Origin of the sequence: Chryseobacterium hagamense, from assembly GCF_007991455.1 — a bacterium.
Taxonomy (GTDB): domain Bacteria; phylum Bacteroidota; class Bacteroidia; order Flavobacteriales; family Weeksellaceae; genus Chryseobacterium; species Chryseobacterium hagamense.
Genome location: NZ_BJYJ01000002.1, coordinates 130,756 through 157,737 on the forward strand (window position 1 = coordinate 130,756; position 26,982 = coordinate 157,737).

The 26,982-nt window shown below is 38.1% G+C and carries 20 protein-coding genes; 8 read left to right on the plus strand and 12 right to left on the minus strand.

Features of this window, described 5'->3' with window-relative positions:
- Positions 1 to 11: 11 nt before the first annotated feature.
- The 12 genes from CHA01nite_RS03510 to CHA01nite_RS03565 form a co-directional block, all read right to left on the minus strand.
- Complete coding sequence (locus CHA01nite_RS03510) at positions 12 to 680, minus strand: NAD-dependent epimerase/dehydratase family protein (RefSeq protein ID WP_146939844.1); 669 nt, start codon at positions 678 to 680, stop codon at positions 12 to 14.
- Positions 681 to 692: 12 nt separating this feature from the next.
- Positions 693 to 1,625, minus strand: coding sequence for a glycosyltransferase family 2 protein (locus CHA01nite_RS03515; RefSeq protein WP_146939845.1), 933 nt, complete (start codon positions 1,623 to 1,625; stop codon positions 693 to 695).
- A 23-nt stretch (positions 1,626 to 1,648) separates the two neighbouring features.
- Positions 1,649 to 2,608 carry a glycosyltransferase gene (locus CHA01nite_RS03520; protein ID WP_146939846.1) on the minus strand — a complete coding sequence of 320 codons (960 nt, stop codon included), beginning with the start codon at positions 2,606 to 2,608 and terminating at the stop codon, positions 1,649 to 1,651.
- Positions 2,605 to 3,528 carry a glycosyltransferase family 2 protein gene (locus tag CHA01nite_RS03525; protein WP_146939847.1) on the minus strand — a complete coding sequence of 308 codons (924 nt, stop codon included), beginning with the start codon at positions 3,526 to 3,528 and terminating at the stop codon, positions 2,605 to 2,607. The genes CHA01nite_RS03520 and CHA01nite_RS03525 overlap by 4 nt, the downstream gene beginning before the upstream one ends.
- A complete protein-coding gene (locus CHA01nite_RS03530) occupies positions 3,528 to 4,418 on the minus strand; it encodes a glycosyltransferase family 2 protein (RefSeq protein ID WP_146939848.1) in 891 nt (296 codons plus the stop codon). Before CHA01nite_RS03530 ends, CHA01nite_RS03525 begins: the two co-directional genes overlap by 1 nt.
- Positions 4,415 to 5,050 (minus strand): acetyltransferase, encoded by a 636-nt coding sequence (locus CHA01nite_RS03535; RefSeq protein WP_146939849.1) that lies wholly within the window; start codon positions 5,048 to 5,050, stop codon positions 4,415 to 4,417. The genes CHA01nite_RS03530 and CHA01nite_RS03535 overlap by 4 nt, the downstream gene beginning before the upstream one ends.
- Positions 5,051 to 5,053: 3 nt before the next feature.
- Positions 5,054 to 6,136 carry a DegT/DnrJ/EryC1/StrS family aminotransferase gene (locus tag CHA01nite_RS03540; protein WP_146939850.1) on the minus strand — a complete coding sequence of 361 codons (1,083 nt, stop codon included), beginning with the start codon at positions 6,134 to 6,136 and terminating at the stop codon, positions 5,054 to 5,056.
- Positions 6,137 to 6,144: 8 nt separating this feature from the next.
- Positions 6,145 to 7,341, minus strand: coding sequence for an ABC transporter ATP-binding protein (locus tag CHA01nite_RS03545; protein ID WP_146939851.1), 1,197 nt, complete (start codon positions 7,339 to 7,341; stop codon positions 6,145 to 6,147).
- Positions 7,341 to 8,183: an ABC transporter permease gene (locus CHA01nite_RS03550; protein WP_146939852.1), complete on the minus strand. Its 843-nt coding sequence runs from the start codon at positions 8,181 to 8,183 to the stop codon at positions 7,341 to 7,343. The genes CHA01nite_RS03545 and CHA01nite_RS03550 overlap by 1 nt, the downstream gene beginning before the upstream one ends.
- A gap of 169 nt (positions 8,184 to 8,352) precedes the next feature.
- The gene (gene rfbA, locus CHA01nite_RS03555) at positions 8,353 to 9,216 is read right to left on the minus strand and encodes a glucose-1-phosphate thymidylyltransferase RfbA (RefSeq protein WP_146939853.1); all 864 of its coding nucleotides are present in this window, start codon (positions 9,214 to 9,216) and stop codon (positions 8,353 to 8,355) included.
- Positions 9,217 to 9,231: 15 nt separating this feature from the next.
- The gene (rfbB, locus tag CHA01nite_RS03560) at positions 9,232 to 10,311 is read right to left on the minus strand and encodes a dTDP-glucose 4,6-dehydratase (protein ID WP_146939854.1); all 1,080 of its coding nucleotides are present in this window, start codon (positions 10,309 to 10,311) and stop codon (positions 9,232 to 9,234) included.
- A gap of 4 nt (positions 10,312 to 10,315) precedes the next feature.
- Complete coding sequence (locus CHA01nite_RS03565; protein ID WP_146939855.1) at positions 10,316 to 11,629, minus strand: UDP-glucose dehydrogenase family protein; 1,314 nt, start codon at positions 11,627 to 11,629, stop codon at positions 10,316 to 10,318.
- Positions 11,630 to 11,848: 219 nt separating this feature from the next.
- Here CHA01nite_RS03565 and rimP point away from each other — a divergent pair, with 219 nt between their 5' ends.
- The 8 genes from rimP to CHA01nite_RS03605 all read left to right on the plus strand — a co-directional run bounded on the left by rimP (position 11,849) and on the right by CHA01nite_RS03605 (position 26,954).
- Positions 11,849 to 12,316: a ribosome assembly cofactor RimP gene (gene rimP, locus CHA01nite_RS03570; protein WP_146939856.1), complete on the plus strand. Its 468-nt coding sequence runs from the start codon at positions 11,849 to 11,851 to the stop codon at positions 12,314 to 12,316.
- A 14-nt stretch (positions 12,317 to 12,330) separates the two neighbouring features.
- Complete coding sequence (gene nusA, locus CHA01nite_RS03575; RefSeq protein ID WP_146939857.1) at positions 12,331 to 13,566, plus strand: transcription termination factor NusA; 1,236 nt, start codon at positions 12,331 to 12,333, stop codon at positions 13,564 to 13,566.
- A 77-nt stretch (positions 13,567 to 13,643) separates the two neighbouring features.
- Positions 13,644 to 16,688, plus strand: coding sequence for a translation initiation factor IF-2 (gene infB, locus CHA01nite_RS03580; RefSeq protein WP_146939858.1), 3,045 nt, complete (start codon positions 13,644 to 13,646; stop codon positions 16,686 to 16,688).
- A 309-nt stretch (positions 16,689 to 16,997) separates the two neighbouring features.
- Positions 16,998 to 19,817: a SusC/RagA family TonB-linked outer membrane protein gene (locus CHA01nite_RS03585; protein WP_146939859.1), complete on the plus strand. Its 2,820-nt coding sequence runs from the start codon at positions 16,998 to 17,000 to the stop codon at positions 19,815 to 19,817.
- A 12-nt stretch (positions 19,818 to 19,829) separates the two neighbouring features.
- Positions 19,830 to 21,305, plus strand: a complete 1,476-nt coding sequence (locus tag CHA01nite_RS03590) for a RagB/SusD family nutrient uptake outer membrane protein (RefSeq protein ID WP_146939860.1) — start codon at positions 19,830 to 19,832, stop codon at positions 21,303 to 21,305.
- Positions 21,306 to 21,442: 137 nt separating this feature from the next.
- Positions 21,443 to 23,374, plus strand: a complete 1,932-nt coding sequence (locus CHA01nite_RS03595) for a putative porin (RefSeq protein ID WP_146939861.1) — start codon at positions 21,443 to 21,445, stop codon at positions 23,372 to 23,374.
- A gap of 12 nt (positions 23,375 to 23,386) precedes the next feature.
- Positions 23,387 to 24,973 (plus strand): bacillithiol biosynthesis cysteine-adding enzyme BshC, encoded by a 1,587-nt coding sequence (bshC, locus tag CHA01nite_RS03600; protein WP_146939862.1) that lies wholly within the window; start codon positions 23,387 to 23,389, stop codon positions 24,971 to 24,973.
- A gap of 73 nt (positions 24,974 to 25,046) precedes the next feature.
- Entirely contained in the window at positions 25,047 to 26,954 is a 1,908-nt protein-coding gene (locus CHA01nite_RS03605; protein WP_228458329.1) for a LysM peptidoglycan-binding domain-containing protein, read from the plus strand.
- Positions 26,955 to 26,982: the final 28 nt, after the last annotated feature.

The following is a 26,982-nucleotide window of genomic DNA, read 5'->3' on the forward strand; positions in this document are numbered from 1 at the left end:
GTGTTTAATTTTTAAATATATTTTCCGGCCAGAACCCTTAAATAGTCATCTGCGTTAATCCCGTTAAAAAAACTATTGGCAGTTTCATCAAAATCCACCTTATAAAAATCCCCTTCATCGGCTTCCCGGTATATTGCTTTTTTCTGCATCCTGGTTTCCAGGGCCTGTACGATTTCTTTAAGGTCAAAATAGTAAGGATAAGCAAAATTAATGATTTGATTATTTAAATAGGGGCCATTCACCTGCAGAAATTTTGAAACATCATCAATGTCCAGCAGCAGCCTCCGGGCCCGCTGATGAATGGTAAAAGTTTCCCCATGGGAGATCCGGGTTTTAAGAAAGTTGAATAAAGTATTCGGATTTCCTCCATTTCCAACAATATTTCCTATTCTTAAAATCAGGTGACTGGAAGCATGGTTGCGGATATATTCTTCAAGCTTCAGCTTATGAAGCACATAATGGCTGTCCTGTTTGGACTGGTCGTTTATGCTCAGGGTTGAAAAATACACCAGTCTGGCATCCGGATATTCTTCAAGACTGTTTTTTAAAAGGATAAATTCTCTTTCAAATTCGGAACTTCTGGTTTCGAGGGAATTGGAAACCCCTGAAGCAAAAAATAAATGGGTTTCCTTGTCGATAAACTGCAAAGACTGGGCAATAAGTCCGTTTCCTATGATCATTTTCTGTGTTTTTTAGAGAAAGCTATTGTTTTCAACTTTTATCTGGTACTTTTTATCAATGGTATGCTTACTCCATTTAACAGTATGATATAACTTTAAAGGATGGAAAGAAAATTTTGATAAAACATTATTTAAAAAATATCCTGCTGCCGCTTTATAAAAGCTCAATTTCGTTATTTTATTGGAATAAGACATCAGGGTATAGTAAAAATAGGCTTTTAACTTAAGCGTACTGTAATCCGGACCATATTTTTTAATGAATGGGATGATGACAAAGTCTTTCTTCATCACTTCATCCGTTACATTTTTTGAGATGCTTGCAGAAAACTGCCGGTAAGTACTCATCGGTTCCGGCAGAATCTTTATTTTGCCGTAACATCCGGTGAGCAGATAAAGGCAGCGGTCTGCCGAGATAATTTCCGTCGGGAAGTCTTCTTTCAGGATACTCTTTCTGAAAAAGAACGTGGAGGTCTGGCAGATCTTGGGATCCGTTAGATCATTTTTATCCAATACAGCTCCCGTGTGATTTGAAAAACGGTGGCTTTCGATGTCCATGTCTTCGTAAATAACCAAAGAATCTGCTCCGGTTCCGGCAAAATCAGGATGGGACTCCAAAAATTCAAATTGCTGCTGCAGTTTGGAAGGGTCGATCCAGTAGTCATCACCGTCCAGAATGGCAATGTATTTACCCGAGGCTTTTGAAAAAGAAAATAAAGTATTTTTTACGTAGCCGAGATTAGGAATATTTTTAAAATATTTAACTGTACTTCCTTTGGGATGGGTGTTTATGATTTCCAGAATAATCGCTTCCGTATGGTCCGGGGAATTGTCATTACAGACAATAATTTCATACGTACCGCTGAATTCCTGGGCAAAAATACTTTCAAGACATTGGTTAATGTATTTTTCATGCTTATAGGTGGTTATGCAAATGCTTACATCCATAATAGATGAGTTCAGATGTTTGATTAATATTTTATTTTATAATAAACAAGCTTTAATTTTTTTATAATTTTATCGCTAAACGGAGCATTTTTTTCTTTGATGAGACGATCAAAATATTCCAGCCTGTCTTTAACGACATCCTTAAATCCGTTTTTTATTAAGCTTTTATTAAATTTAATGAGATGTTTTTTTAACAAGCTATCTTCTCCTTTCAGGATTTTATCGATGGTAACATTGGTAAAATGAATAAAAACGACTGGGAATTTATTATTTATTTTTATTTCCTGTGTTTCCGGATCCATTGTTCTTTTGCAGACTTCTATATTCCAGCTTGCCACATTACAGCCTTGGTGTTTAAGAATTTGTACATTTTCAAAGTAAATAGGAATCAGGTTCAGATAAATCTGATCATAATACAAACCTCTTTTAATGTCATTTACACAAGCGGCCAGGCAGTTTTCAGCCCAATATTCCAATGCTTTACCGGCATTTGTATTCGCTCCGATAAATCCGGCATTATATATACCATGTCTGAACGTTGCATAAAATTCCACAGGATCCTTTTCGGGGCTTAAAGTTCTCCAGTGTGGTGTAAGAATAACGGAATGATTATCCAGGCTTTCAAATAAGAACTGATAGGAAGCGAAAAAATAAATATCAGCGTCTACGAAGATCACTTTTTCATAGGATTCGAGACATTTCATCATAAGAAGCGGTTTCAGCGACCATCTTAAAGTACTTAGGTTAGAATCGTATTTACGGATCATTTCTTTTGAGAACGGGATATTCTCAAAATCATTCAATGTAAGTATAGTGATATTTTTGCCTGCAATTTTGGAGGAGTGGTCTTCTGTTCCGGTATCCACAATTGCTACGTGAAGGGAGATTTCTTTATCAAATTCCAGAAGCGACTCATACAGGGAAAGGGCCCATGAGAAGTAATTGTTGGTAATAATGGTACAAAATGTTCTGTTTTGATTCATCTCTTTAGGTATTGATTTCTGATCTGGTGTTTCGCTAATTTATATTTAAAAATTAAATAAGGATAAAAGAACGGCCTTAAATGCAGGAATAAATGCAGTAAAGATACAGATTGTTTATAAAATTCGTTGTAGATCCAGAAATGTTTCCTGTCGAAAGAGAATCTCTCATTAATGCTCCTGTAAATAAACAGTAAGACGTTAAGGTATTCGGAATATTTTCTGTAATTTTTCTTTAAAGGGTTTACAGTGCGTGTTGTATTTGGGTGGAATCTGAAATGATTTAGGGTTTTACTGCTAAAGCAGATATCGCTTTTAACCAGGATTTTCGTCCAGAACATCCAGTCTCCGGCATAAAACATATTTTTGATTTCCGAGAAATCAAATGCTTCTTTCCTGAAAATACATGCACTGGCATTAGGAATGGTGTTCCGGTATTTCAAAATGGTTTTAATCTCATCAATTCCGTTATTACAATAATCTTGTTTCCATTTGTGGGCATCCAGGTCATCCGGCCAGAAAACATCATGATAGCTGCCGTGTTCATCGACGTTATTTGACCGGCAGTAGACCAGGCCCAGATTTTCGTTCTGTGAAAAAAAAGGCATGAGGGTTTCTAAAAAAGTATTTTCGCAGAAATCGTCGCTTTCCGCAATCCATATGTATTTGCCTTTTGCCAGGGCAATCCCCTTTTCCCATTGGGCAAAAGCGCTTCCTGAATTTTCTTTATTAAAAACCGTATGGGAAACTTTAGGATGAGCGGCATACTTTCCTAAAATTTCGGTACTGTTATCTTGGGAGCAGTCGTCCAGGAATATGACCTCATAATCTTGGTAAGTTTGGCCAAAAATGCTATCTAGTCGCTGCCGTAGAAATTTAGCATGGTTGTAATTAGGAAGAATGATTGAAACTTTTGGATTCATCAAAATACTTTTTTTATAGTCATTTTGAGTAGTTTTGAAAAACTTAAATCATTATAATATTTGTAAATATGTTGGTTAATTAATGAAAGGTAACTAGGATAAACAGACGACATAAATCGAATAGAACTATTATAAAATGACTGCTGTAAGCCATTCCTTATTTCAGGATTTTCTACATTCATAATAATAACAGCCAACGATTTCATCCATTTGAGTTCCATTTGTTCCTTATCTTGAGAACTCCATATTCCAATTCCGGACCTATATATTGCCATGTTATCAGGAAGATATTTTATTTTTCCTTTTTCCGCGGCGCAAAGCCAAATAATATAGTCTCCTATATAGGCATCCTTGATCCAATCCGGAATAGAAATTGAATTTCTGAATATTACACTTGGTGTATGCATGAAGTTTCCACTAAATAAATCTGATAAAGTAAATGTTTTTTCATGTGCATCTGATTTTGTATAACTTGAAACTTTTATTTCTCCGTTGGGATAAAGTTCATCTGTTCTGTGAAAGCAAAGACTGTATTCTTTATTATTCTCCAAAAAATCTACTTGTTTTTGGAGTTTTAAAGGATTGGTCCAGTAGTCATCTCCTTCACAAATTGCAATGTATTTTCCTTTTGCTTGTGCTATTGTCCATGCAAAGTTTGGTATGGCTCCCTTATTTTTACTCTGTCTTATATATTTTATCCAATGACCATTTGGATGATCTACAATTATTTTTTCTATAATAGATTGTGTATTATCTGGAGAACAATCGTCAGAAATAACAAGTTCAATTTCATCATCAAAGTTTTGAGTTAAAATTCCATTTATACTTTCTTCAATATATTCTTCATGACCATAAGTGATCATTACAACACTTACTTTTGGCTTGCTCATGAGTTCTGTTTTATAATCTTTGAGGGTATTCCTACAGCTGTACAGTTATCAGGTAAATCTTTTATGACTACTGTACCTGCACCTAAAATTACATTGTTTCCAATACTAATATCTGGAAGAATAATTGATCCTGCACCTAATTGACAAAAATTGCCTATTGATGCTCTTCCTAATATTTTTACATCTGGAGAAATTTCTACAAAATCTCCAATTTTTACATCATGTGTAATTATAGAGTTATAATATATGATGGATGAACAACCAATGATTACATCATTGGAAATTTTTACTCCATCTAAGATATTTGTTCCTTCACCTATATTTACATTATAGGATCCAATATCAGCTCTGGAGCTTATTGTAGATGTTACTACGCCTCCTACCTTTATAAACCTATCAAGTATTTTTTTTCTTAATAAAGGATTTCCTATTCCAATTGCGAATCTTTTATCAATTGTTAAAAAATATTTTTCAGCTTCTTCAATATTTTTTAAGATCGGAAATTGATCAAAAAGTGTAATACCAACATCTATATTTACATCATCATAAAATACAAGATTCTCCAAATCATTATTAATATGACATATTTCTAAAACTTCTTTGGCAAAACCTTTTGCACCTACAATTAACATAATTTAATTATTTTGAATTCTCAACATTGTTCTTGCAATAAGCTCTACTTCTTCAAAAGTTAAATCATAGTAAAAAGGCAGACACATAACCCTTTTAGCAATATCATCAGTAACTAACATTTCTACCTTTGATAAATAAGGTAGTGATACAGCAAGGCTTGGATAAAAGTAACGTCTTGTGAAAATTTCTTGTTTATCCATTTCGGTCTTTAATTTCAGAAGAAGTTCTTCACTTTCTAAAACGATAGGGTAATAAGCATTATTATTATTTGCATGAGAATGCCAAACAGGTTTTACGGCTTTTAAATTTTTCAGTTTTTCATCATATAAATCAGCAAGAGCTTTTCTTTTTTGAAATATATCTGAGATATATCTAAGATTTACAAGTCCCATAGCCGCATGAAATTCAGAATTTTTTCCGTTAAGTCCTAATTCTGCAAATGAATCAAATCCTGAAATTCCGAAGTTTCTGATGTATGCTAACTTTTTTAAAAGATCAGAATCTTTTGTGATAACTAATCCTCCCTCCACGGAATGGTAAAGTTTGGTAGCATGTAGGGAGCAGGTTGAAATATCGCCGTATTCGAAGATTGATTTTCCGTTTATTTCCACCCCGAAAGCATGCGCTGCATCATAAATTACCTTTAGATTATGTTTTTTGGCAATACGGTCGATCGCTTCGACATCACAAGGGTTTCCGTAGACATGAGTTGCCAGGATAGCAGTGGTATTTGCGGTAATTGCTTCTTCTATTTTAGAAGGATCTATATTTAAGGAGGTCGGGTCGATATCTGCAAAAACAGGTGTACATCCTTCCCAGACGATGGAACTGGTGGTAGCAATAAAGGAAAAAGGAGTCGTGATCACCTCCCCTTTAATATCCAGGGCTTTCAATGCCATCTGCATGGCTACTGTTCCGTTCGTCACGAAGAGTAGATGGCTAACCCTCAAATGGTCTTTCAGCTCCATTTCCAACTGGCTGGCCAAAGGACCCATATTGGTAAGCCAGTTTCTTTTCCAGATGCCATCCAGATATTGTTGATATTCTTCCTGAGGCGGAAGAAAGGGTTGGGTTACGGGAATCATAATAAATTTTAATGCAAAGTTATGATATTTTCGCTCTCTAATTCAAATGGAATCCATTGTTCTTTTTCGCCACCTACAGTAAACTCAAGAATATTGTTAATACGAATATGAGGAGATTCTGTTGACGGATCATAAAGTCCCAAATCCAGAATATATTTTCCTAATGTAAAAAGAGGATTTTTGACAGTGGTTTTGTAAATTATTTTTGATCCTTTACTGATATTATCTTTATACTCTTTAACAGTTATGCCTGCAATTGGTTTTTGTTCTTTATCCTTAAATTCAAGATATAGTACGGGTAATCTGTCAATAGTAGTATTGGCCTCAAATTCAAATGTTAAATTGAAGTCCTGATGGCGATGAATTTCATTATTTAAAAGATCAGTCTGAAAAGAAACTAATTTAAAAATCTGATTATCGTATACCTTATTTTGATTATTATTTGAAAATTTATTATAGTAAAGCTGTATTCCTTTTCCGATTTCTTTTCCGCAATATTCGACTCTTCCATGATCCATTAAGATTATTTCATTACATATCCTGGATATCATAGGCATACTATGAGAAACAAAAATAACAGCAGTATGGGGAAGTAATTCATCTATTTTACTGAAACATTTTAAAACAAAACCCAAATCTCCAACCGCCAGCACTTCATCAATTATCAGAATATCTGGTTCAAGATGGGCGGCAATTGCAAAGCCTAAACGAACTTTCATTCCAGATGAGTAATTTTGTACAGGAGTATCTATGAATTCCTTAATTTCAGAAAAATCAATGATCGAATTCATTTTTTCTTCAACCTCTTTTTTGGTAAATCCTAAGATTGATGCATTATTATAAATATTTTCCCGGCCGGTAAGGATAGGGTTAAAGCCTGCTCCTAATTCGATCAAAGCTCCGATCTTACCTTTCATAACGATCTGTCCTTTGTCCGGGTTGTAAAGCCCATTTAAAATTTTTAGAAGTGTAGACTTTCCTGCTCCATTGTGTCCTATGAGTCCAATGCATTCTCCTCTGCGAAGCTCAAAACTAACATCATAAACGGCCCAGAATTCATGAGGACGCAAATTTTTGTCTACAGATAGTCCAAAAGTACTTCTAATAATATCCAAAGCCCCATATTTCAGAGAACTTTTAAGATTCCTGCTGAATTTTTTTGAAATATTTTTTACAGAAACTAATATTTCTTTATCCTTTTTCATTACCCGGCAATTTTTTCAATAATGATTGGCATTGATTTTCTGAAAATAACTAATCCTATTAGTAAAAATAATAAACTTAAAACTGTTAAGCCTATTGTAAATATCAATGATTGTGTTCCTATTCCGGTCAATGTATTTCTGGTATCATTAATCATATAAGTTAAGGGGTTCAGCTTAAATAGAAACTTAAAAATTCCTACAGTAGGAGCTGCATATACTATAGGAGTTACGTACATTAAAAAAGGAATACCTGTTGTTAAAACTTTACTTATGTCTGTGTAAATCAAGCCTAAAGGAGTTATTAAAAGACCTAAAGTAAAAGCAAAAATTATTAATGAAAAAATATAAAAAGGAAATAATATCAAATTCCAGGATGGACTAATCTGATAAATTATCAAAATAATAATGACGGGAATCATTTTTATTATCAGATTGAATAGAGTAGTATATAATCCCTTCATTAAAAGGGATTCTTTTGGGAAATTTATTTTTGAAATAATTGATTTTCCGGTCATGACCGAATTTATAGGACTTTGAATGGTTTCAGAAAAGATATTCCAAAGAGTAGTTCCCAAAATTACAAAAACGGGATATGGTATTCCTATGGGAGTATTTACATTTACAACACCTGAACCATTTAAAAATAGCCATACAAGAGAGTTGATTAATACAGGTGCCAAAATCCAAAAGAAACCTAATAATGACTGTCTGTGCTGAGCTTGTATATCTCTTTTGGTCATTTGAACAGCTAAAAAGTTGGATGATCGAATATCTTTATAAATAGATGTAAGTTCCTTAAAAAAATGTGTTTTTTTATCAGATGTGTATACTACGGTTTTCAAAGTAGATTTTTTTTCAAATTTATAATAATTAATTGATTCCAATTTTATACATTATAAAATATTATTCATGTAAAAATAGGAAAATAATAATTTATATATTTAATAGTTGTTATTATAGTAAAAACTATTAATATAAATATCAATATTTGTTGATTTTATTATAAATCTATTATTTATTCACCAGTTGCTTCAGGTACTCACCATACCCGCTCTTGCCATATTTTGCTGCGGTTTCCAGGAGTTTTTCTTCGTTGATGAATTTATTCCTGAAGGCAATTTCTTCAATACAGCCGATTTTGAATCCCTGTCTTTTCTCAATCACCCGTACAAACTCGGAAGCATCATTCAGCGAATCGAATGTTCCGGTATCGAGCCATGCCGTACCGCGGTCCAGTACACCTACTTCAAGTTTTCCGTTTTGGAGGTAGACATTATTCACGTCGGTAATTTCAAGTTCGCCTCTCGGGGAAGGCTGGATGTTTTTGGCAATCTCCACGACATCGTTATCATAGAAATATAATCCGGGAACGGCGTAATTGGATTTCGGCTGTACAGGCTTCTCCTCAATGGAAACAGCCTTGAAGGAGTCATCAAACTCTACTACGCCGTACCGCTCAGGATCCGAAACGTGATAAGCGAAAACCACGCCTCCTTGCGGATTGGTTTTGTTTTTAAGAAGGGTTCCCATTCCGGAACCATAGAAGATATTATCGCCTAGGACCAAAGCGGCTGCCTCATTTCCGATAAACCGGTCTCCCAGAATAAAGGCCTGTGCCAGTCCGTCCGGGCTCGGCTGAACCATGTATTCGATGTTGCAGCCGATCTGCGAACCGTCGCCCAGCAACTTAATAAAGCCCGGCTGGTCATGCGGAGTGGTGATGATTAAAATATCTTTAATGCCCGCCAGCAATAAAGTAGATAACGGGTAATAAATCATTGGCTTGTCATACACGGGCATCAGCTGTTTGCTGACTGCGATGGTAAGAGGGTAAAGTCTCGTTCCGGAACCTCCGGCTAAAATGATACCTTTCATCTGTTTTGTGCTGTATTAATTGTATTGTTTTTTGTAATATTTCTGATAATCTCCGCTGGTTACATGATCAAGCCACTCTTTATTATCAAGATACCAGTCAATGGTTTTACCGAGTCCTTCTTCAAAAGTAACAGATGGTTTCCATCCCAAGTCTTTGTTAAGTTTGGTCGCGTCAATTGCATAGCGCTTATCATGGCCCGGTCTGTCTTTTACAAAGGTAATCAGTTTTTCCGAATAGCCTTCCGGTCTTCCCAGTTTGGCGTCCATCTGCTTAATCAGTTCTTTAACAAGATCGATATTCTGCCATTCATTAAATCCGCCGATGTTGTAGGTTTCACCGGTCCGGGCTTCATTGAAGATCTGGTGGATTCCTTTAGCATGATCGATTACAAATAACCAGTCTCTGGTGTATCTTCCGTCGCCGTAGATGGGCAGCGGCCTTTCATTGATGATATTGGAAATACAAAGAGGAATCAGCTTTTCAGGGAAATGGTTCGGCCCGTAATTGTTGGAGCAGTTGGAAATAATAAACGGCATTCCGTAGGTATTTCCGTATGCCCTGACCAAATGGTCGGAGGCCGCTTTGGAGGCCGAGTACGGCGACTGTGGATCGTAGGCGGTTGTTTCAAGGAAGAATCCGGTTTCTCCAAGGCTTCCGTAGACTTCATCGGTGGAAACGTGATAGAACAGGTTAGTTCTCTTTTCATCAGGGAATCTTCCGTGGGTATGATCAGGATTCAGAGTCCAGAACTCTTTACAGAGATTCAGGAGATTGGCGGTCCCGTTGACGTTGGTATTGATGAATGCCATCGGATCCGTAATGCTCCGGTCTACATGGCTCTCTGCAGCAAGGTGCACTACTGCATCCGGATTGTATTTTTCGAATATTGCTCTTAATTCCTCAGGTTTGGTAATGTCTGCTTTTTCGAAAACATAATTCGGCTCATTTTCAATGTCCGTCAGATTTTCCAGGTTTCCGGCATATGTAAGCGCATCAAGATTGATGATGGTTGTATCAGGATTGTTTTTCACAAATTCTCTTACGACGTGCGAACCGATAAAGCCCGCTCCCCCGGTGATGATTATATTTTTCATTTGATTAATTTAAAATTGTTTTACGTCCGATGCTCTTGTAATAAAAACCGTTCTGTTCAGGAATTTCAAGAGGGTACATGTTTCTTCCGTCGAAAATGGCCTTCCCGTTCATTTTCTGAGCCATCAGCTCAAAATTCGGGTTTTTAAATTCGGGCCATTCCGTAGCAATCAGTAAAGCATCTGCGTTTTCCAGTGCTTCATACATGCTTTTGGCATATTGGATCTGATCTCCCAACAGTTTTCTAACGTTGTTTTCAGCAATTGCATCATAGGCGACAATATTCGCCCCTTTTTTCAGCAGAAGGGCAATGTTGTCGAGCGAAGAAGCTTCCCGGATGTCATCGGTATTGGCTTTAAAGGCCAGCCCCCATACGGCAATGGTTTTTCCTGCTACATTTCCGCCGAAATATTTTTCGATTTCCGAAACAAGAATTACCTTTTGGGTAAGATTTACGTTTTCCGTAGCTTCCAGGATCTGAAAATTGAAGTCTTCCTGCTTTCCGGATTTTATAAGTGCTTTTACATCTTTAGGAAAACAGCTTCCTCCGTATCCGATGCCCGGAAACAGGAACCGCTGGCCGATCCGGTCATCACTTCCCATGCCCAGTCTCACTTTATCCACGTCGGCCCCCACTTTCTCGCAGTAGTTGGCAATTTCGTTCATAAAGGTAATTTTTACTGCTAAGAAGGAATTAGCGGCATATTTCGTAAGCTCGGACGATTTTTCGTCCATAAAAATAATCGGGATTCCGGTGTTGGTAAAAGGCTGGTAAATTTTAGCCATAACATCCTTGGCTTTATCGGAACTTGAACCCACTATTACTCTTGCGGGATTCATGGAATCTTCCACAGCAAATCCTTCTCTTAAAAATTCAGGGTTGGAAACCACATCAAACGGGATCTGGGTTTTGGAAGCAATCACTTCCCGTACTTTATCTGCCGTACCTACAGGAACCGTGCTTTTATTAACGATTACCTTATATTCGGTCATCAGTTCCCCAATGTCATTGGCTACTTTCAGCACGTAGGATAAATCTGCGGATCCGTCTCCTCCTGGAGGGGTTGGCAGGGCGAGGTATATTACTTCGCTTTTATCCAGTGCTTCTTTTAAATTGGTGGTAAAAAACAATCGCTCCGCCTGAATGTTCCGTAAGAACATTTCTTCAAGATTCGGCTCATAGATGGGAACTATGCCGTTTTTCATGCCTTCTACTTTTTTTTCATCAATATCTACACAGTATACTGAATTACCAAGCTCTGCCAGTGTGGTTCCTGTAACCAAACCTACGTAGCCGGTGCCTACAATAGTAATGTTCAAAATATATGTTTTTAAAATTAAGACACAAAAGTAATAAAAATACCATCATCTAAACCTTTAAATTGATGCAAATGCAAATTAACTTATCGCGTTGATAATAAGATATTTTGCTTTTTTAATAAAAAGTTGTATATTTGCAATGGATTTACGGAAAAATATGGGAAGGCCTTCGGAAGAAAGCCTTTTTTCGTACGAGTAAATCAAGATTTTACAGTATTTATGGAGTTTAGAAAAAGAATTGAAGAATTATTACATGAGTTCCTCGAAACCAGAAAAGATTTATTTCTTATTGATCTGAAATTTTCTGCAGGGGACGACATTACGGTGATTTTGGATGGTGACAACGGCGTTTCTTTACAGGATTGCCTGGATGCAAGCCGCGCCATAGAATTCAATATGGATCGCGAAGAACATGATTTCAGCCTGCAGGTAATGTCGGCAGGATTAAGCGAACCTTTGGCAACTCCAAGACAGTTCGCTAAAAATATCGGCCGGGAAATCGAGGTTTTGCTGAATGATGATACAAAAATTGAAGGCGAACTGGCGAAAATAGATGAAGAAAAAATCACGCTGATCCTGCGGTACCGCAAGCCGAAAGACATCGGTAAGGGAAAAGTAGATGTGGAGGAGGAAAAAGAAATTCCGTACTCTGAGATTAAGAAAGCATTAGTAACAATTAAATTTTAAAAGAAAAAAAGTAAATGGACAATATAGCGTTGATTGAATCCTTCGGTGATTTTAAAGACGAAAAAGGGATCAGTAAGATTGATCTTATGGCAATCATTGAAGATTCTCTGAAAACCCTTCTGAGAAAACGATATGATTCTGATGATCATTTTGATGTGATTGTAAACCCTGATAAAGGGGATTTTCAGATCTTTTTAAATAAGACCATCGTAGAGGACGACATGTCTGAAGACGATGACCTGGAAATCGAGATTTCCGAAGCCAAAAAAATCGATCCGACTTTCGAAGTAGGTGAAGATTTTACGATGGAAATTCCTGTTGCTCAGCTGGGAAGAAGAAATATCCTTACCCTGAAGCAGATCTTGGCTACAAAATTGCAGGAGCACAACAATGCCATGTTGTATGAGCAGTTTAAAGACCGGATCGGGGAAATCGTCGTTGGGGAAATCCACCACATCCGTCACAAGCATGTGATCCTGCTGGATGATGAAGACAACGAATTCATTCTGCCGAAAGAAAATCAGATCCCATCCGATTTCTTTAAAAAAGGTGAAAATATCAGAGCTATTGTTGAAACGGTAGATTTCAAAGGTTCAAAACCACAGATTATTATTTCCAGAACTGCACCTAAATTTCTTGAGAAATTATTGGAACTGGAAATCCCTGAAATCCAGGACGGAACAATTATGCTTAAAAAAGCCGTTCGGATCCCGGGAGAGAAAGCGAAAATTGCAGTAGATGCTTATGACGACAGAATAGATCCGGTAGGAGCCTGTGTAGGGGTGAAAGGATCGAGAATTCACGGCGTGGTAAGAGAATTGAGAAATGAGAACATCGATGTGATCCAATGGTCTAAAAATCCTGAAATTCTTGTAAAGAGAGCTTTAGGAAACGTGACCATCAATAAAATCGACATCAACGAGGAACAGCAATATGCATTGGTATATACTCCGGTTGAAGAAATTTCCAAAGTAATCGGTAAGCAGGGACAGAACATCAGACTGGCCTCATGGCTGACAGGTTACGAGATCGATGTACACAGGGAGTCCAGCGAAGATGATGATGTTGAATTAAGAGAATTCAATGACGATATCGAGCAGTGGATTTTGGATGAGTTTAAGAAAGTAGGTCTTACGACTGCAAAATCAGTTTTGGATAAAGAAACTGAAAGTTTGCTTAATATGGTTGATTTGGAAGAGGAAACCATTGAGGAAGTAAAACGTGTTCTTAGAGAGGAATTCGAAGATTAGGATTTTTAAGTAAATTTTAATAAACAGTAAAAAGAAATACTTTAATTTTAAAAATTAAAAAATAGTAAATAATATAGATGCCAAAAATTAGATTAAATAAAGCGGTTAAGGAATTCAATATTTCGATGTCCAGATTAGTAGAGTTTTTACAGGCTAAGGGTATCGAGGTTGAAAGCAATCCTAACGCTCAATTAGAAGAAGCGGCATATTCTGCATTGGAGGCTGAGTTTGCCAAAGACGGCGAGCAGCGAAAAGCGTCCCATGAGGTGGTGATCACCAAAGTTCCGGAAGAAAAGCTGGAAATAGAGGAAAAGAAAACCCCTGAAGTAATAAGAGCTAAAGCAAACAAACCGGAAACTAAAATTTTAGGTAAAATAGACTTGGAGCCTAAAAAACCTGAAGTGGAAGAAGTTCCGGCTCCGAAACCGCAGCCTGTGGCAGAAGAGAAAAAAGAAGAAGTGGCCCCCGCTCCCGAAGTGAAGGCAACTCCTGAAAAGCAGGAATTCAAAGTCCTGGATAAAATAGATTTGTCACAGATCGAGTCCAGAAACAGACCCGTAAAAAAAGACAAGCCAAAAGTGGAGGATAAAAAAGAAGAGGAAAAGAAACCTGTTGAAAAACCGGCAGCAGTAGAGCCTGTAAAAGAAACTCCAAAACCTGTTGCAGAGGTACCCGTATCTGAAGCTAAACCGGATGAAGCAAAAGTAACAATGATAAATACTCCGGATGAACCTCATGAATCTCAAAAGATTGAAACGGTTTATCAGAAACTTGACGGGCCTAAAATTGTTGGTGAAAAAATCGACTTAACGCAGTTTGCCCCTAAGCAGGGAGCCGGCGCTAAGAAGAAAAGAAAAAGAATTGAGAAACCGGGAGGCGGAAACCAACAGGGTGGAAACAATAACCAGGGAGGCAACAACCAGGGTCAGGGCAACCGGCCTCAGGGTCAGGGTGGACCAGGCCAGGGTGGAAACCGTACCCAAGGACAAGGTGGCCAGGGCGGAAACCGTTTTGGAAATAACCAGGGTGGTGCGCAAGGCAACCGGCCTCAGGGTCAGGGCGGACCAGGCCAGGGCGGTGGAAACCGTTTCGGCAACAACCAGGGTAACCGTCCTCCTGGACAGGGCAATCGTCCGGCTGGACAAGGAGGTCCGGGCGGAAACCGTTTCGGAAACAACAGACCTGGACAAAGAACCATGCCTGTTGAGCTTACTGACGAGCAGGTTAAAAATCAGATCAAGGAAACCCTTGAAAAGTTAACCAATAAAGGAGGTAAATCTAAATCTGCAAAACACAGAAAAGATAAAAGAAATTTCCGTAGGGAGCAGGATGAACGTCAGCAGGAGATTGATGCGGCAGACAGAACGTTGAAAGTAACGGAATTCATCACAGTAGGTGAATTGGCGAGTTTGATGAACGTGTCTCCGACGGAAGTGATTTCCGCATGTTTCTCTCTGGGAGTTATGGTTACCATGAACCAGAGGCTTGAAGCCGATACTTTACTATTGGTAGCAGACGAATTCGGTTATAAAATCGAGTTTTCCGATGCTGATCTTGAAGAAGCGGAAGCGGATGAAGAAATCGACAATGAAGAAAACCTGGTGTCGAGAGCACCGGTAGTTACCGTAATGGGACACGTTGACCACGGTAAAACTTCATTGCTGGATTACATCAGAAAAACAAATGTTATCGCAGGAGAATCCGGAGGGATTACCCAGCATATCGGGGCTTATAACGTGAAACTGGAAAACGGGCAGCGCATTACCTTCCTGGATACCCCGGGTCACGAAGCCTTTACGGCGATGAGGGCAAGGGGAGCACAGATTACGGATATTGCGATTATTGTGATCGCTGCCGATGATGATGTAATGCCTCAGACCAAAGAAGCAATCTCCCATGCACAGGCTGCGGGAGTACCGATGATCATTGCCATCAACAAAGTGGATAAACCGAATGCCAACCCGGATAACATCCGTCAGCAGCTTTCCGGTCTGAATCCTCCGGTTCTTGTAGAAGAGTGGGGTGGAAATGTTCAGGCGCAGGAAATCTCCGCAAAAATGGGTAATAATATGGATCTTCTGTTGGAGAAAGTATTGTTACAGGCAGAATTACTGGAATTAAAAGCCAATCCGGACCGTTCTGCAAACGGAGTAGTGATTGAGGCATCCCTGGATAAAGGAAGAGGATATGTGGCAACGATGTTGGTACAGTCCGGAACACTGAAAGTTGGGGATTATGTAGTAGCCGGTAAAAACCATGGTAAAGTGAAAGCTTTGCTTGATGAAAGAGGGAAAAACCTTGCGGAAGCAGGTCCTTCTATTCCTGCTACCATCTTAGGACTTGACGGCGCACCTACAGCAGGTGATAAATTCCGTGTGTATGCTGATGAAAGCGAAGGTAAAGCCATTGCGAATAAGAGAGAGCAGCTTCAGAGAGAATTATCAATCCGGACCAAGAAGCATACGACGCTTGAAGAACTGGGCAGACGTATTGCGTTAGGTGAGTTCAAAGAATTAAACATCATCCTTAAAGGTGACGTGGACGGTTCCGTAGAAGCACTTTCCGACCAGTTGCAGAGATTGTCTACAGAAGAAATCAGCGTAAAAATCCTTCACTCCGGTGTCGGACAGATTACCGAATCTGATATCAACCTTGCTGCTGCGTCTGATGCTATTATTATCGGATTCAACGTGAGAGCAGGTGCCAACGCAAAAGAACTTGCCGACCGTGAAGAGATCGAGATCAGAACGTATTCGATTATCTATAAAGCTATCGATGAAGTAAAAGAAGCGATGGAAGGAATGCTTTCTCCTGAAATTCAGGAGCAGGTGATCGGTAACGTAGAAATCCGTGAAGTATTCAAAATTTCCAAAGTAGGTACGATTGCAGGTTGTATGGTTCTTACCGGTAAGGTAACCAGACAGTCCAAAATACGTTTACTAAGAGATGGCATCGTGAAATTCGAAGGCGAACTGGAGAGCTTAAAACGTTTCAAAGACGACGTACGGGAAGTAACTAAAGGCTACGAATGCGGATTGAACCTCAAAGGTTATAACGATATTGAACAAGGCGATATTCTTGAAGTTTATGAAGAAGTTGCCGTGAAGAAGAAATTGAAGTAATTGCTTTAATGTCTTATTATGATAAAATAATCCCGCTCAAAAATGAGCGGGATTATTTTTTTATTCTTTAATTTATAATGTTTCTAAATAACTTTTATAATATTACGTAAAGATTGTTAAAGCTGTTATCAGAATTTAATTTTATCAACTATATTTTAAATATGGCGAAGTTAATTTTATAATATTATTGATTGAGTATAATAGCAGGCTGTTTAAATTATTTTCTAAAGAACCCAGATAAAAAAAAGTTTGGTAGTGTTAATAATTATTAACATATTTGTTTCCTAAAAAATATTAAAATTTGTTAATATGAATGTGAAATTACGTGTATTGAGTGCTGGAGTTATGTTTTTTTTGGGTCAGGCAGCTTTCGCACAGACAGGAACAAAACAGGATACTCTTGCCAAAGAAAAACAAATTGAAGAAGTTGTTGTAACAGGATATCGTACTAAAAAAGCAGATGAAATTATTCAGGCCCAATCTGTTATCTCTTCAAAAGAGTTTTCTGAGCAGCAATCAACTTTATCTATGACAAATATGCTCCAGGGTAAGGCTCCAGGAGTATTTGTACAAGCTAATAGCGGAAAGCCTGGAGATGGTGGAGCTATTCAAATTCGCGGAATTTCTGGATTATCTAATTCTGATCCATTGGTGGTTATTGATGGTATGTATACTTCTATAGCTCAGTATAATGCATTAAATCCTAGTGATGTAGAATCTGTTACAATTTTAAAAGATGCGGCATCTACTGCACAGTATGGATCACGAGCAGCTTCAGGTGTAATTGTTGTTACAACTAAAAAAGGGATAAGTGGTAAGCCAACTTATATGTTTCAAACAAGATTTGGGTTCTCTAGGAAAGTTTCAGATAAAGAGCTGAATTTTCAGATGATGGATGCTAATCAAAAGTTGAATTGGGAAAATTCGGTAGCAGATGGAGTTGGTATTGCTACTAGGAGCCAAGAAGAAATCGCATTACTATCAGCACAAAACCATGATTGGCAGAAAGATGTTTTACAGAATTCTTCCGAAGAGTCATACTTATTTAGCGCAAGTGGAGGTAATAAAAAAGATACTTATTATTATTCTCTAGGTTATGATCATAATTCAGGTATTATACGTAATTTAGATGGACTAAAGAGATATACGGCAAGATTTAATTTTGAAAGCCAGGTTTCTGATAAATTTAGAATTGGAGTTAATACATCTCTTCAATATCAAATTGTTGAAAATCAAAGGGATCTGTATAATGCGCAGAACCCTTTTAGATTTATGTATGGTGCTAATCCATACGATCCTATCTTTAATCCTGATGGATCCTATAATTCTACTGGAGCAGGTTTCCCATTCTTAGAAGCTGTAAAGACTAATCCGAATTTTAATAAAAACTTAAGATTAAACGGAAGTATTTTTGGCGAATATAAAATAACTGATTATCTGAAATTCAGATCTACAGCATTAGGAACATATGCTCAATTAAAAGGTTGGTCATCAATATTTTCGGGATCAACATTAAGTACCATTTTAGGATATCCAACAGGATGGCTGTCACAGGGTAATAATGATTTATTTAATTATACCATCAATAATAGATTGGATTTTGATAAAAGCTTTGGCTCCCATAATGTTAGTGCTACTGTTTTCCATGAATTTTACAATGGTCGATCAAATGCAATGTCTTCCGCTAAATCAGGAATTAATAATAGTTTATTAGACCCTTATCAACTTTCTAATTATGCTACGCCTTTAACATCTAGTGGATCAAGAACTGTTTATACATTAAATTCGTTTGCCGGACTATTGGATTACAATTACGATAAGAAATATTTTGTAAGTGCTTCTTTAAGAAGAGATGGGAGTTCTAGGTTTGGAGAAAATAATAAAAATGGTACTTTCTGGAGTGTAAGTGGAGGTTGGAATATTGCAAAAGAAAATTTCCTAGCAAATACGAAATTAAGTACGTTTAAATTAAGAGCTTCTTATGGTACTGTAGGAAATGATGCTCCGATTCCTGATTATGTTAACTTAGATTACGGTTCATTTGGATTATACGGCGCAGCACCAACAACTTTTGTTACTGTAGCTGGTAGCCCTGATTTGAAATGGGAGGTAGCAAAGATGCAGAATTACGGATTTGATTTCGTATATGGTAATCGATTACGAGGATCATTTGAATATTTTATTACAAAAAGGAATGACTTTCTACAAAGTGTTACCGGCTCCGATGTGTATGGAGGATATACTTTTTATAAAAACGTTGGCGATCTTGAAAACAAAGGATTAGAAGCAGAACTTTCGTATGACATTGTAAAAAACAATAATTTTAACTGGAATTTGCATGGAAATATTACGAATGTTAAAAACAAACTTTTATCATTAAAAGATAACGAACAAGAAAGAATTACGGGTGCTTATGGAGACAGTGTATTGAAAGTTGGTGAAATGCCTTATATCTTTAAAATGGTTAGATATGCTGGAGTAAATCCAGATAATGGGGAAGCCTTATATTATACTAATCGAGCCACGGCCAATGCTGGTGAAACATTTTATAATCTTGAAGGAGGTAAAGCAACAAATGTTTATAATTCTTCAGATGCAACTAATATTACAGATAAATCACCTTTTCCAAAAGTATTTGGAGGATTCGGAACATCGTTTTCATATAAAAAATTTGATGTAAGTGCTGAATTTTCTTATAAATATGGAGGATGGGCACTTAATTATGCAGAACTTGATAGGTTAGATCCTGCTCAATATAATACCAATAAAAGTACAGATGCTGTAAACTTTTGGAAAAATCCAGGTGATACTAATGTTCTTCCAAAACCAACTGACGCAGGCCTATATAGTACTGATCAATTTTTACAAAAGACAGATTACATCAGATTTAGAAGTTTAAGTGTAGGATATACTTTTGATAAAACATTCTTTGGAGATAATTCACTAATAAATTCATTCAGGGTATATGTTCAAGGTCAAAATTTATATATTTGGACTAAATTTAAAGGAGATCCAGAAGCAGCTGTAGGATTAAGTGAAAATACGGCTAATTATGTACCTAGTTCATATTACGCATATACATATCCAATAGTAAAAACATTCTCAATTGGTTTTGACTTAAAATTTTAAAATATAATAGTAATGAAAAAGATAAAATATATAATTACTGGCCTGGCTGCTATTGTAATCTTAAACTCTTGTGAGAGAGATTTGGATCAATATTCTCCGCAAAAAGTTGCGTTAGAAGATGCATTTAAAGATATTAACGGATTCCAGACGGGAATAAACGCTGCTTATGATGCTATGAAGGATAATGGCTATTTTTCTGGTGATACAAGCCAATTAGCGATTCCGGATGAAGTATCAGATAATCTAGTTATTAGTCCTCTTGGAAGATCTACTAATTTCTTGGCTTACAATTGGAATTTTGCTGGAAACTTAGGTTCAGTTACAAATTTATTTATAGTTGGATATAAAGCAATTAGTTATGCCAATTTACCACTAAAATATATAGATAAGTTACCTGATGGAGCTCAGAAGAATGATATTGCAGCACAAGCAAGAGGGATAAGAGCCATAATTCATTTTGATTTGGTTCGAGCTTATTGTAAAATACCGACTCAGAGTTCTGATGCTAATTCTTCTAGAGGTATTGATTATGTGACAGAATTTAATCCTGCAGGTGTCTCTGAAGGACGTAAATTATCTGTTTCACAGGTTTATGATAAAATTATAGATGATTTAATTTTTGCGGCAAATAACATTAGCACATCTTCAACAGATAAAGGAAGGTTAACTAAACCAGCTATCCTGGGAATGTTGTCTCGAGTTTATCTTTATAAAGGAGACTACCAGAACTCGGTAAATTATGGACAGCAATCCATCGCATTGTCTTCAAGTGTAGGAACATTGCAAAAGTTTCCTTCTATATGGTCTTCTAATGAAACAGATGGTGTACTATTTAAAATACTGAATTCAAAAACAGAAAGTGTTAGCACAGGAGCCGTTTATCAGCAAGGAGCTAAACCAGATGGAACTGGACAAATAATTGCAGAGTATGTTGTGCCTAAAAGTTTCTATAATTTATTTACAGATAATGATATTAGAAAAAGTGCTTACATGAGAAGATATACTTACGTTAAAGGCGCAAGTACCTTAACTGCTAATACGGTTATCAAATGGGCATATAATACTTCAGATACTGCTATGCCTTTAAATGTTGTAGAAGTAAAGTACTTAAGAACAGCTGAAGTGTATTTGAATGTTGCTGAGTCAGCTTATAGAGCGGGAAATGAGTCAACTGCGAATACACTGCTTAATAATTTAAAAGCACAACGTTATACAGGATATGTACCAGTCAATTTATCAGGTCAGTCACTTTTAAATGAAATTTTACTTCAAAGAAGATTGGAACTTGCATTTGAGATGGATCGTTTTTATACATTAAAAAGATTGGGTTTAGGACTTCAAAGATCTGGAGAAGGACCTAGCTTTGATGGAACGGGAGTGCCTGCTTCTACTCAGATTATTCCAGCAAATAGCTTTAAATGGCAATGGCCAATTCCTCAATCTTCAATTAATAAGGATCCAGGACTACCACAAAACGATGGCTACTAACAAACAATTTTAAATTGAATATTTTTTATACCCACCCCGCATCAAAATGCGGGGTTTTTTATTGCTTATTATTTCTTATTTTTGCTCTACAAAATCTGAGACGCAAATTTTAAAGGATTTTGTATAATGACATCCAAATGAAATACATCCTTTCCATTATATTTTTCCTCAGCCTAACCATTCAGGCGCAGGTGGTCAATAAAACCGATTCCAACCAGCTTCCGAAAGAGGATACTTTGGTGGTGGATTCGGGAAAGAAAGACTCCCTGAAAATATTTAAGCCGACCATCAACGATTATCTGTACCAGAAACAGTTTTCTGAGAAAAAGGTCTTTGATACGGTGATGACTTCTGATAAAACCTACATTTTCTCTCAGTATAATAACCGGGACAATTTCGGAAGGGCACAGGTCGCCAACATTGGGGCGGGATTCAATCCGCTGACGTATGAAGTGATTCCGGAGCAGAACCTGGCTTTGCTGCCGACCAACAAATCGTACTGGATCCTTGGGGCAGCTGATATTAATTATTACGACGTCAAAACGCCGACTGCCACTTTCATTTACCACAATGCGATGAAAAACGGAGCGGCTTTAAAATCGATGTACACCCAGAACATCGGGAAGAGATTCAATTTTTCATTGGAGTACAGCGGGCTGCGTTCCCAGGGAATGTACAGGAACTCGCTCGCTTCCAACAACAATACCTTATTCACAGGGCATTACGTTTCAAAAAAGGGCAATTATGAATTGTTTGCGCATTACCTGCACCAGAACGTCAACAACCAGGAAAATGGAGGGATTGCCGTAGACAGCCTCTTCCAGCAGGGCGACAGCAACTCCAGGAACCGTCAGAACATGCAGGTGAACCTGGCTTCGTCAAGTTCCCAATACTCGTACCGGAGATATTACCTGACGCATCAGTTTGCACCTTTTAATTCGGAAAAAATCCCTTTTAAAATACGTCATACGATATCGCATCAGGGAAATAAGTATTATTACAGCCAGAATGCACCGGAAGCTTATTGGTACGACGTTCCGCAGCAGTTGGTGGCCGATGCGCCACTGAGCTCGAAAAAATATTCGGATAATCTGAGCAATACGGTAAGCCTTGTCTGGGACAATGAAAAATTTAAGCTTGACGCAGGTGTACGGTATCAGATGCTGAAATTCGGGACCAATGCCATCAATCTGCCTTTACTGCAAATTCCGTCTGAAATCAAGGAAAGCCGGCTCGGAGCGGTCGGAAACCTTCAGGTCAGGCTTTTCGATAAAATTCAGCTGAATTCATTCCTCGAATTTTCAAACGGAAACCAGTTCGGTACCTATCTGAAAACAACCAACAACCTGAAGTTCGAACCGGTAAAGGATTATTTTGTTAATGCCAAGGTGAATTTTCAGAGTGCTTACCCGTCCTTCAATTACATCCTGAACACTTCCATCTACAATAACTACAACTACTATCTTCAGAATGCCCGGAACCAGACGGTTTCTGAAATCGGAGGAAGCCTGGGACTGAAGTGGTTCAGAACGGAACTGTTTGCCAACTATTACAGGATCGACAATTATACCTATTTCGACTCCAATGCGATACCGCAGCAAAGCGGAAGCCCGGTGAATATTTCCCAGATCGGCGGTGATGCTACCTTCAGCTATGGCGATTTCCATCTCAATACAAGACTGCAGTTCCAGAATGTTTTAACCAATAAAGACCTTTTGCCGCTGCCGGGATTCATCGGCCGTGCCAATTTCTTCTATCAGACCAAAGCTTTCAAAAAAGCAGCTGAAATTCAGACGGGGATCAAAATCTATTATTTCTCGAAGTTTGCCTCAAGAACCTATTTCCCGATCCTGAACGAATATATCCTGCCGGGTGCCGGTTCATTTTCAATCGGGGGACAGCCGATTGCCGATATTTACTTCAATATGAAAGTGAAAAAAATGTTCTTTTTTATCGAAGGGCAGCAGATCGGTACTTTCCTTTCACACAACAAAGCCTATGCATTTCCAAGTTACCCTATTTACGACTTCAGGCTGAACCTTGGGATTGTATGGTATTTGTTCAACTAAAATTTTACAGCGTTGAAAACGATTAATAAAATATCTTTCCAGGATATAGCAAGCATTCCTCAATTGGTAAAGGATTTTCTGAATCATAAGATTGAAGGTTTTGAAGAACATACCTTTTCTCTGGACCATTTCAGAAAACAGATTCATAAGAAGCAGGATTCTTTCACGGAACAGCAAAGACGTATTTTAGCGGATGCCCTGGAAAAACAGCTTACGCTTCTGCCACTTTCCTCGAAACAGAAAGAAAATGTAAGCAATCTCAGATTTTCAGATACATTCACGATTACCACCGGGCATCAGCTCAATCTTTTTTCCGGGCCTGCTTTCTTTGTGTACAAGATCCTGCAGACCATAAAAACCTGTTCTTACCTGAAACAGAACTTTCCGGATTTTAATTTTGTTCCGGTCTATTGGATGGCTTCCGAAGATCATGATTTTGCGGAAATCAACCATTTTAAGACGGAATCCGGTTTTTATGAGATCAACGAAAAATCCGGCGGGGCAGTGGGAAGAATTACGATCAACGATACTTTTTTCACTTCTGAATTTGAAAAGGAATTCAAAGACTATGTTTTCGGAACAGAGCTGATTCTAATGCTGAAAGAAGCCTATAAACCCGGAAATACCTTAACGGAAGCCATCAGGGTCTTAGTCAACCGGTTATTCTCGGAATTCGGACTGCTGATTCTGGATGGGGACTCAAAAGAGCTCAAAACACAGATCAAAGAAACCTTTAAAGATGAGCTTCTGAATTTCAGTTTATCTAAAAATACTGAAGACAAGGTGAATTTTCTGACGCAGAAATACGGGAAAGTTCAGGTCAACCCGCGTGAAATTAATTTATTCTACCTTTCCGATACCCGGGACCGGATTGATTTCGATGGTGCGAAATACGTCATTGTAGATAAAGGCATTTCTTTTACGGAAGAAGAAATTTTAAACGAACTGGACAATCACCCTGAAAGATTCAGTCCCAATGCATTGATGCGGCCGGTATACCAGGAAACGGTTTTGCCAAATCTGGCATACATCGGGGGAAATGCCGAAATCATGTACTGGCTGGAACTGAAAGATTACTTTTCGAAAATTAATCTTCCGTTTCCCGTGCTGATTCCCCGGAACTCCATGCTCTTTTTAAAAGAGAAAACCGTAGGAAAGATTGAAAAGCTGGACCTGAAAATCGAAGACTTTTTCCGGAATTTTACTGCTGTGACCAATGCTAAAATATTGGAAGACAGTATTATTCTTGAAACACTGGAACAAAAGGAAAATCTGTTGATGACCCAGTTTTCGGAGTTGAAGTGTATGGCGGAAACTACCGAAAAATCTTTCGGCAACATGGTGAAAGCGGAAGAAGTACGTCAGCTGAAATCTTTTAAAAGAATGAAAAAGCGGCTGCTCCATGCCGAAAAAATAAAGAAAAGCGAACTGCTCGAAAGACTGGAGAATTTATTTTTAGAAGTCAATCCTTCCGGAAACTGGCAGGAAAGGGTATATAACTTTAGTGTTTTCTTCGCAGATCATGGCTATTCGTGGCTGGAAACTTGTTTAGAAGAAATGCAAATTGAGGAGTCCAAACTAATAATAGTTGCCATTTAATTTTAAAGAAGTATTTTTGTACCTATAATCACCGAATATGATAAAGAGGTTTTTTATACTATCCAGTTTATGTATGGTTTTGGGTGTCTCTGCCCAAAGATCGCATACCGTTGTAAAAGGCGATACCCCTTACAACATTGCAAAAAAATACGGACTTACGGTAGATGAACTATTGAAGATGAATCCGGCAGTGAAGGACGGCAAGCTGGCTTTGGGAGAAGTCCTTACCGTTAAGAATGATAAAACCGCTGCGGCCGTTACAAAAACAGCTCCTGCAAAGCCGGTGGGCAATGTTCAGACCGGTAAAATCATTCTTCAGCCGAAACAGACCATCTACGGAATTACAAAACAATACCGGATTTCGGAAACCGATCTTCGAAAATTAAATCCGGAGCTGGATTCCAACATGAAAATCGGAGATGAAGTAATCCTTCCTCTTGAAAGCATAAAAAAATACGGCGGAAACCAGCAAAATACGGCTGTAGCAGTTTCAGCACCTGCAAAGCCTGTGGAAACTGTTGCTGAAACCTCAGCTGCTACAGCGTCCGAAGGCGAATATACCGTTCAGCCAAAAGACAATTACTACAGGATTTCAAAACAGTTCAGTATTTCCAAAGAAGAATTGTTTGCATTAAATCCCGGATTGGAAGATCGCGGATTAAAACCCGGTGAATCCATCAAAGTTAAAAAGCAAGAAAATAAAAGTACCGGTGCCGATGTCTTTGGGGAAAATACAGGTTCAAAAACAAAAGTCGATGCCGGAAACGAAAGATCGTCATCTGCAGCAGCGACTGCTGAAGCGGATGATTATGTAACTTACACTGTTCAGCAGGGAGATACTGTTTTTTCCATCGTTAATAAATTCGGAATTACCATTGATGAACTGATTGCCCTGAATCCGGAACTTTCCAGAGGATTGAAATCCGGCATGGTTTTGAAAATAAAAAAGCTGGATCCGGCTTATGTAAAGAAAAGCGGTGATGCCCTGAGTGTAGTCATGATGCTGCCTTTCGGGTACAGCACAGGCGAAACCCAATACCGGACCATGGCACTGGATTTCCTTACGGGTGCAAAGCTTGCCATTGAAAGGAATGCCGCCAACGGGCAGAAACTGGATATCAAGATCGTCGATTCGGGAAATGAAGCATCGTTCAGGAGTTCGCTTACCCAGATCAATCCTAACAATACGGATCTGATTATCGGCCCGTTCTTCAAATCGAATGTGGTGGATGTCCTGGAGTTTACAAAAAACCAGAAAATCCCGATTGTCGCTCCGTTTGCCAATTCTCCGGAATTATATAACTACAGCAACCTGATTATTGTGGAAACCAATGATCAGACCTATGCCGATAAAATCGTGGATGAAGTAAAATCAACCTTCTCCGATCAGAAAATATATATTGTTGCCGACGCTAAAAAGGAAAATGCCAACTACATCAAGGCAGGTCTTGAAAAAACGTTGAAAACACCGAATATCACCATTGTCAATACTCCTGCAGATATCCAGTTGGACAAGAACATGATGACAGGCCAGTCGGCTCCGGTTATCGCGATCCTGGCCAACGATACGGATTCTGTTGCTGAAGCATTCGCCAACCGTGCCATTGTTTTATCCAAAGAAGTGCAGGGGGTAAAAGCTTTCAGCATGTATTACGCGCCGGTTTTTGAGAAAAAGGTGGATGATCTCAGCCAGGCCGGTCTGGTTTATCTGATGGACAGGAAAATCAATACCGAAGGCAGCTTCGAGAAAGAAATTCTTGCCGCCTATAAAAATAAGTTCTGCAAGACGCCTCCTAAATTCGCCATCGTAGGTTTCGATATCGTAAATGATATGCTGACCCGCGAAAACAGGAAAGGCGAAATCTTCAGACAGATGAACAAGGTGCAGACCCAGCTGGCGACAAAGTTCGAGTTTGTAAAAGCAAAAGCAAACGGGGCTTACGTAAACACCGGTTACCGGGTCATCAGGTTACTACCGTAAAATGATGATTTTAAATCGCTTTTAACGA

Excerpts from the sequence above, each read along its gene's own strand:
- CHA01nite_RS03510 (WP_146939844.1), bottom strand. The coding sequence starts at position 680 with ATGATCATAGGAAACGGACTTATTGCCCAGTCTTTGCAGTTTATCGAC.
- CHA01nite_RS03515 (WP_146939845.1), bottom strand. The coding sequence starts at position 1,625 with ATGGATGTAAGCATTTGCATAACCACCTATAAGCATGAAAAATACATT.
- CHA01nite_RS03520 (WP_146939846.1), bottom strand. The coding sequence starts at position 2,608 with ATGAATCAAAACAGAACATTTTGTACCATTATTACCAACAATTACTTC.
- CHA01nite_RS03525 (WP_146939847.1), bottom strand. The coding sequence starts at position 3,528 with ATGAATCCAAAAGTTTCAATCATTCTTCCTAATTACAACCATGCTAAA.
- CHA01nite_RS03530 (WP_146939848.1), bottom strand. The coding sequence starts at position 4,418 with ATGAGCAAGCCAAAAGTAAGTGTTGTAATGATCACTTATGGTCATGAA.
- CHA01nite_RS03535 (WP_146939849.1), bottom strand. The coding sequence starts at position 5,050 with ATGTTAATTGTAGGTGCAAAAGGTTTTGCCAAAGAAGTTTTAGAAATA.
- CHA01nite_RS03540 (WP_146939850.1), bottom strand. The coding sequence starts at position 6,136 with ATGATTCCCGTAACCCAACCCTTTCTTCCGCCTCAGGAAGAATATCAA.
- CHA01nite_RS03545 (WP_146939851.1), bottom strand. The coding sequence starts at position 7,341 with ATGAAAAAGGATAAAGAAATATTAGTTTCTGTAAAAAATATTTCAAAA.
- rfbA (WP_146939853.1), bottom strand. The coding sequence starts at position 9,216 with ATGAAAGGTATCATTTTAGCCGGAGGTTCCGGAACGAGACTTTACCCT.
- rfbB (WP_146939854.1), bottom strand. The coding sequence starts at position 10,311 with ATGAAAAATATAATCATCACCGGGGGAGCGGGCTTTATCGGTTCGCAC.
- rimP (WP_146939856.1), top strand. The coding sequence starts at position 11,849 with ATGGAGTTTAGAAAAAGAATTGAAGAATTATTACATGAGTTCCTCGAA.
- nusA (WP_146939857.1), top strand. The coding sequence starts at position 12,331 with ATGGACAATATAGCGTTGATTGAATCCTTCGGTGATTTTAAAGACGAA.
- infB (WP_146939858.1), top strand. The coding sequence starts at position 13,644 with ATGCCAAAAATTAGATTAAATAAAGCGGTTAAGGAATTCAATATTTCG.
- CHA01nite_RS03585 (WP_146939859.1), top strand. The coding sequence starts at position 16,998 with ATGAATGTGAAATTACGTGTATTGAGTGCTGGAGTTATGTTTTTTTTG.
- CHA01nite_RS03590 (WP_146939860.1), top strand. The coding sequence starts at position 19,830 with ATGAAAAAGATAAAATATATAATTACTGGCCTGGCTGCTATTGTAATC.
- CHA01nite_RS03595 (WP_146939861.1), top strand. The coding sequence starts at position 21,443 with ATGAAATACATCCTTTCCATTATATTTTTCCTCAGCCTAACCATTCAG.
- CHA01nite_RS03605 (WP_228458329.1), top strand. The coding sequence starts at position 25,047 with ATGGTTTTGGGTGTCTCTGCCCAAAGATCGCATACCGTTGTAAAAGGC.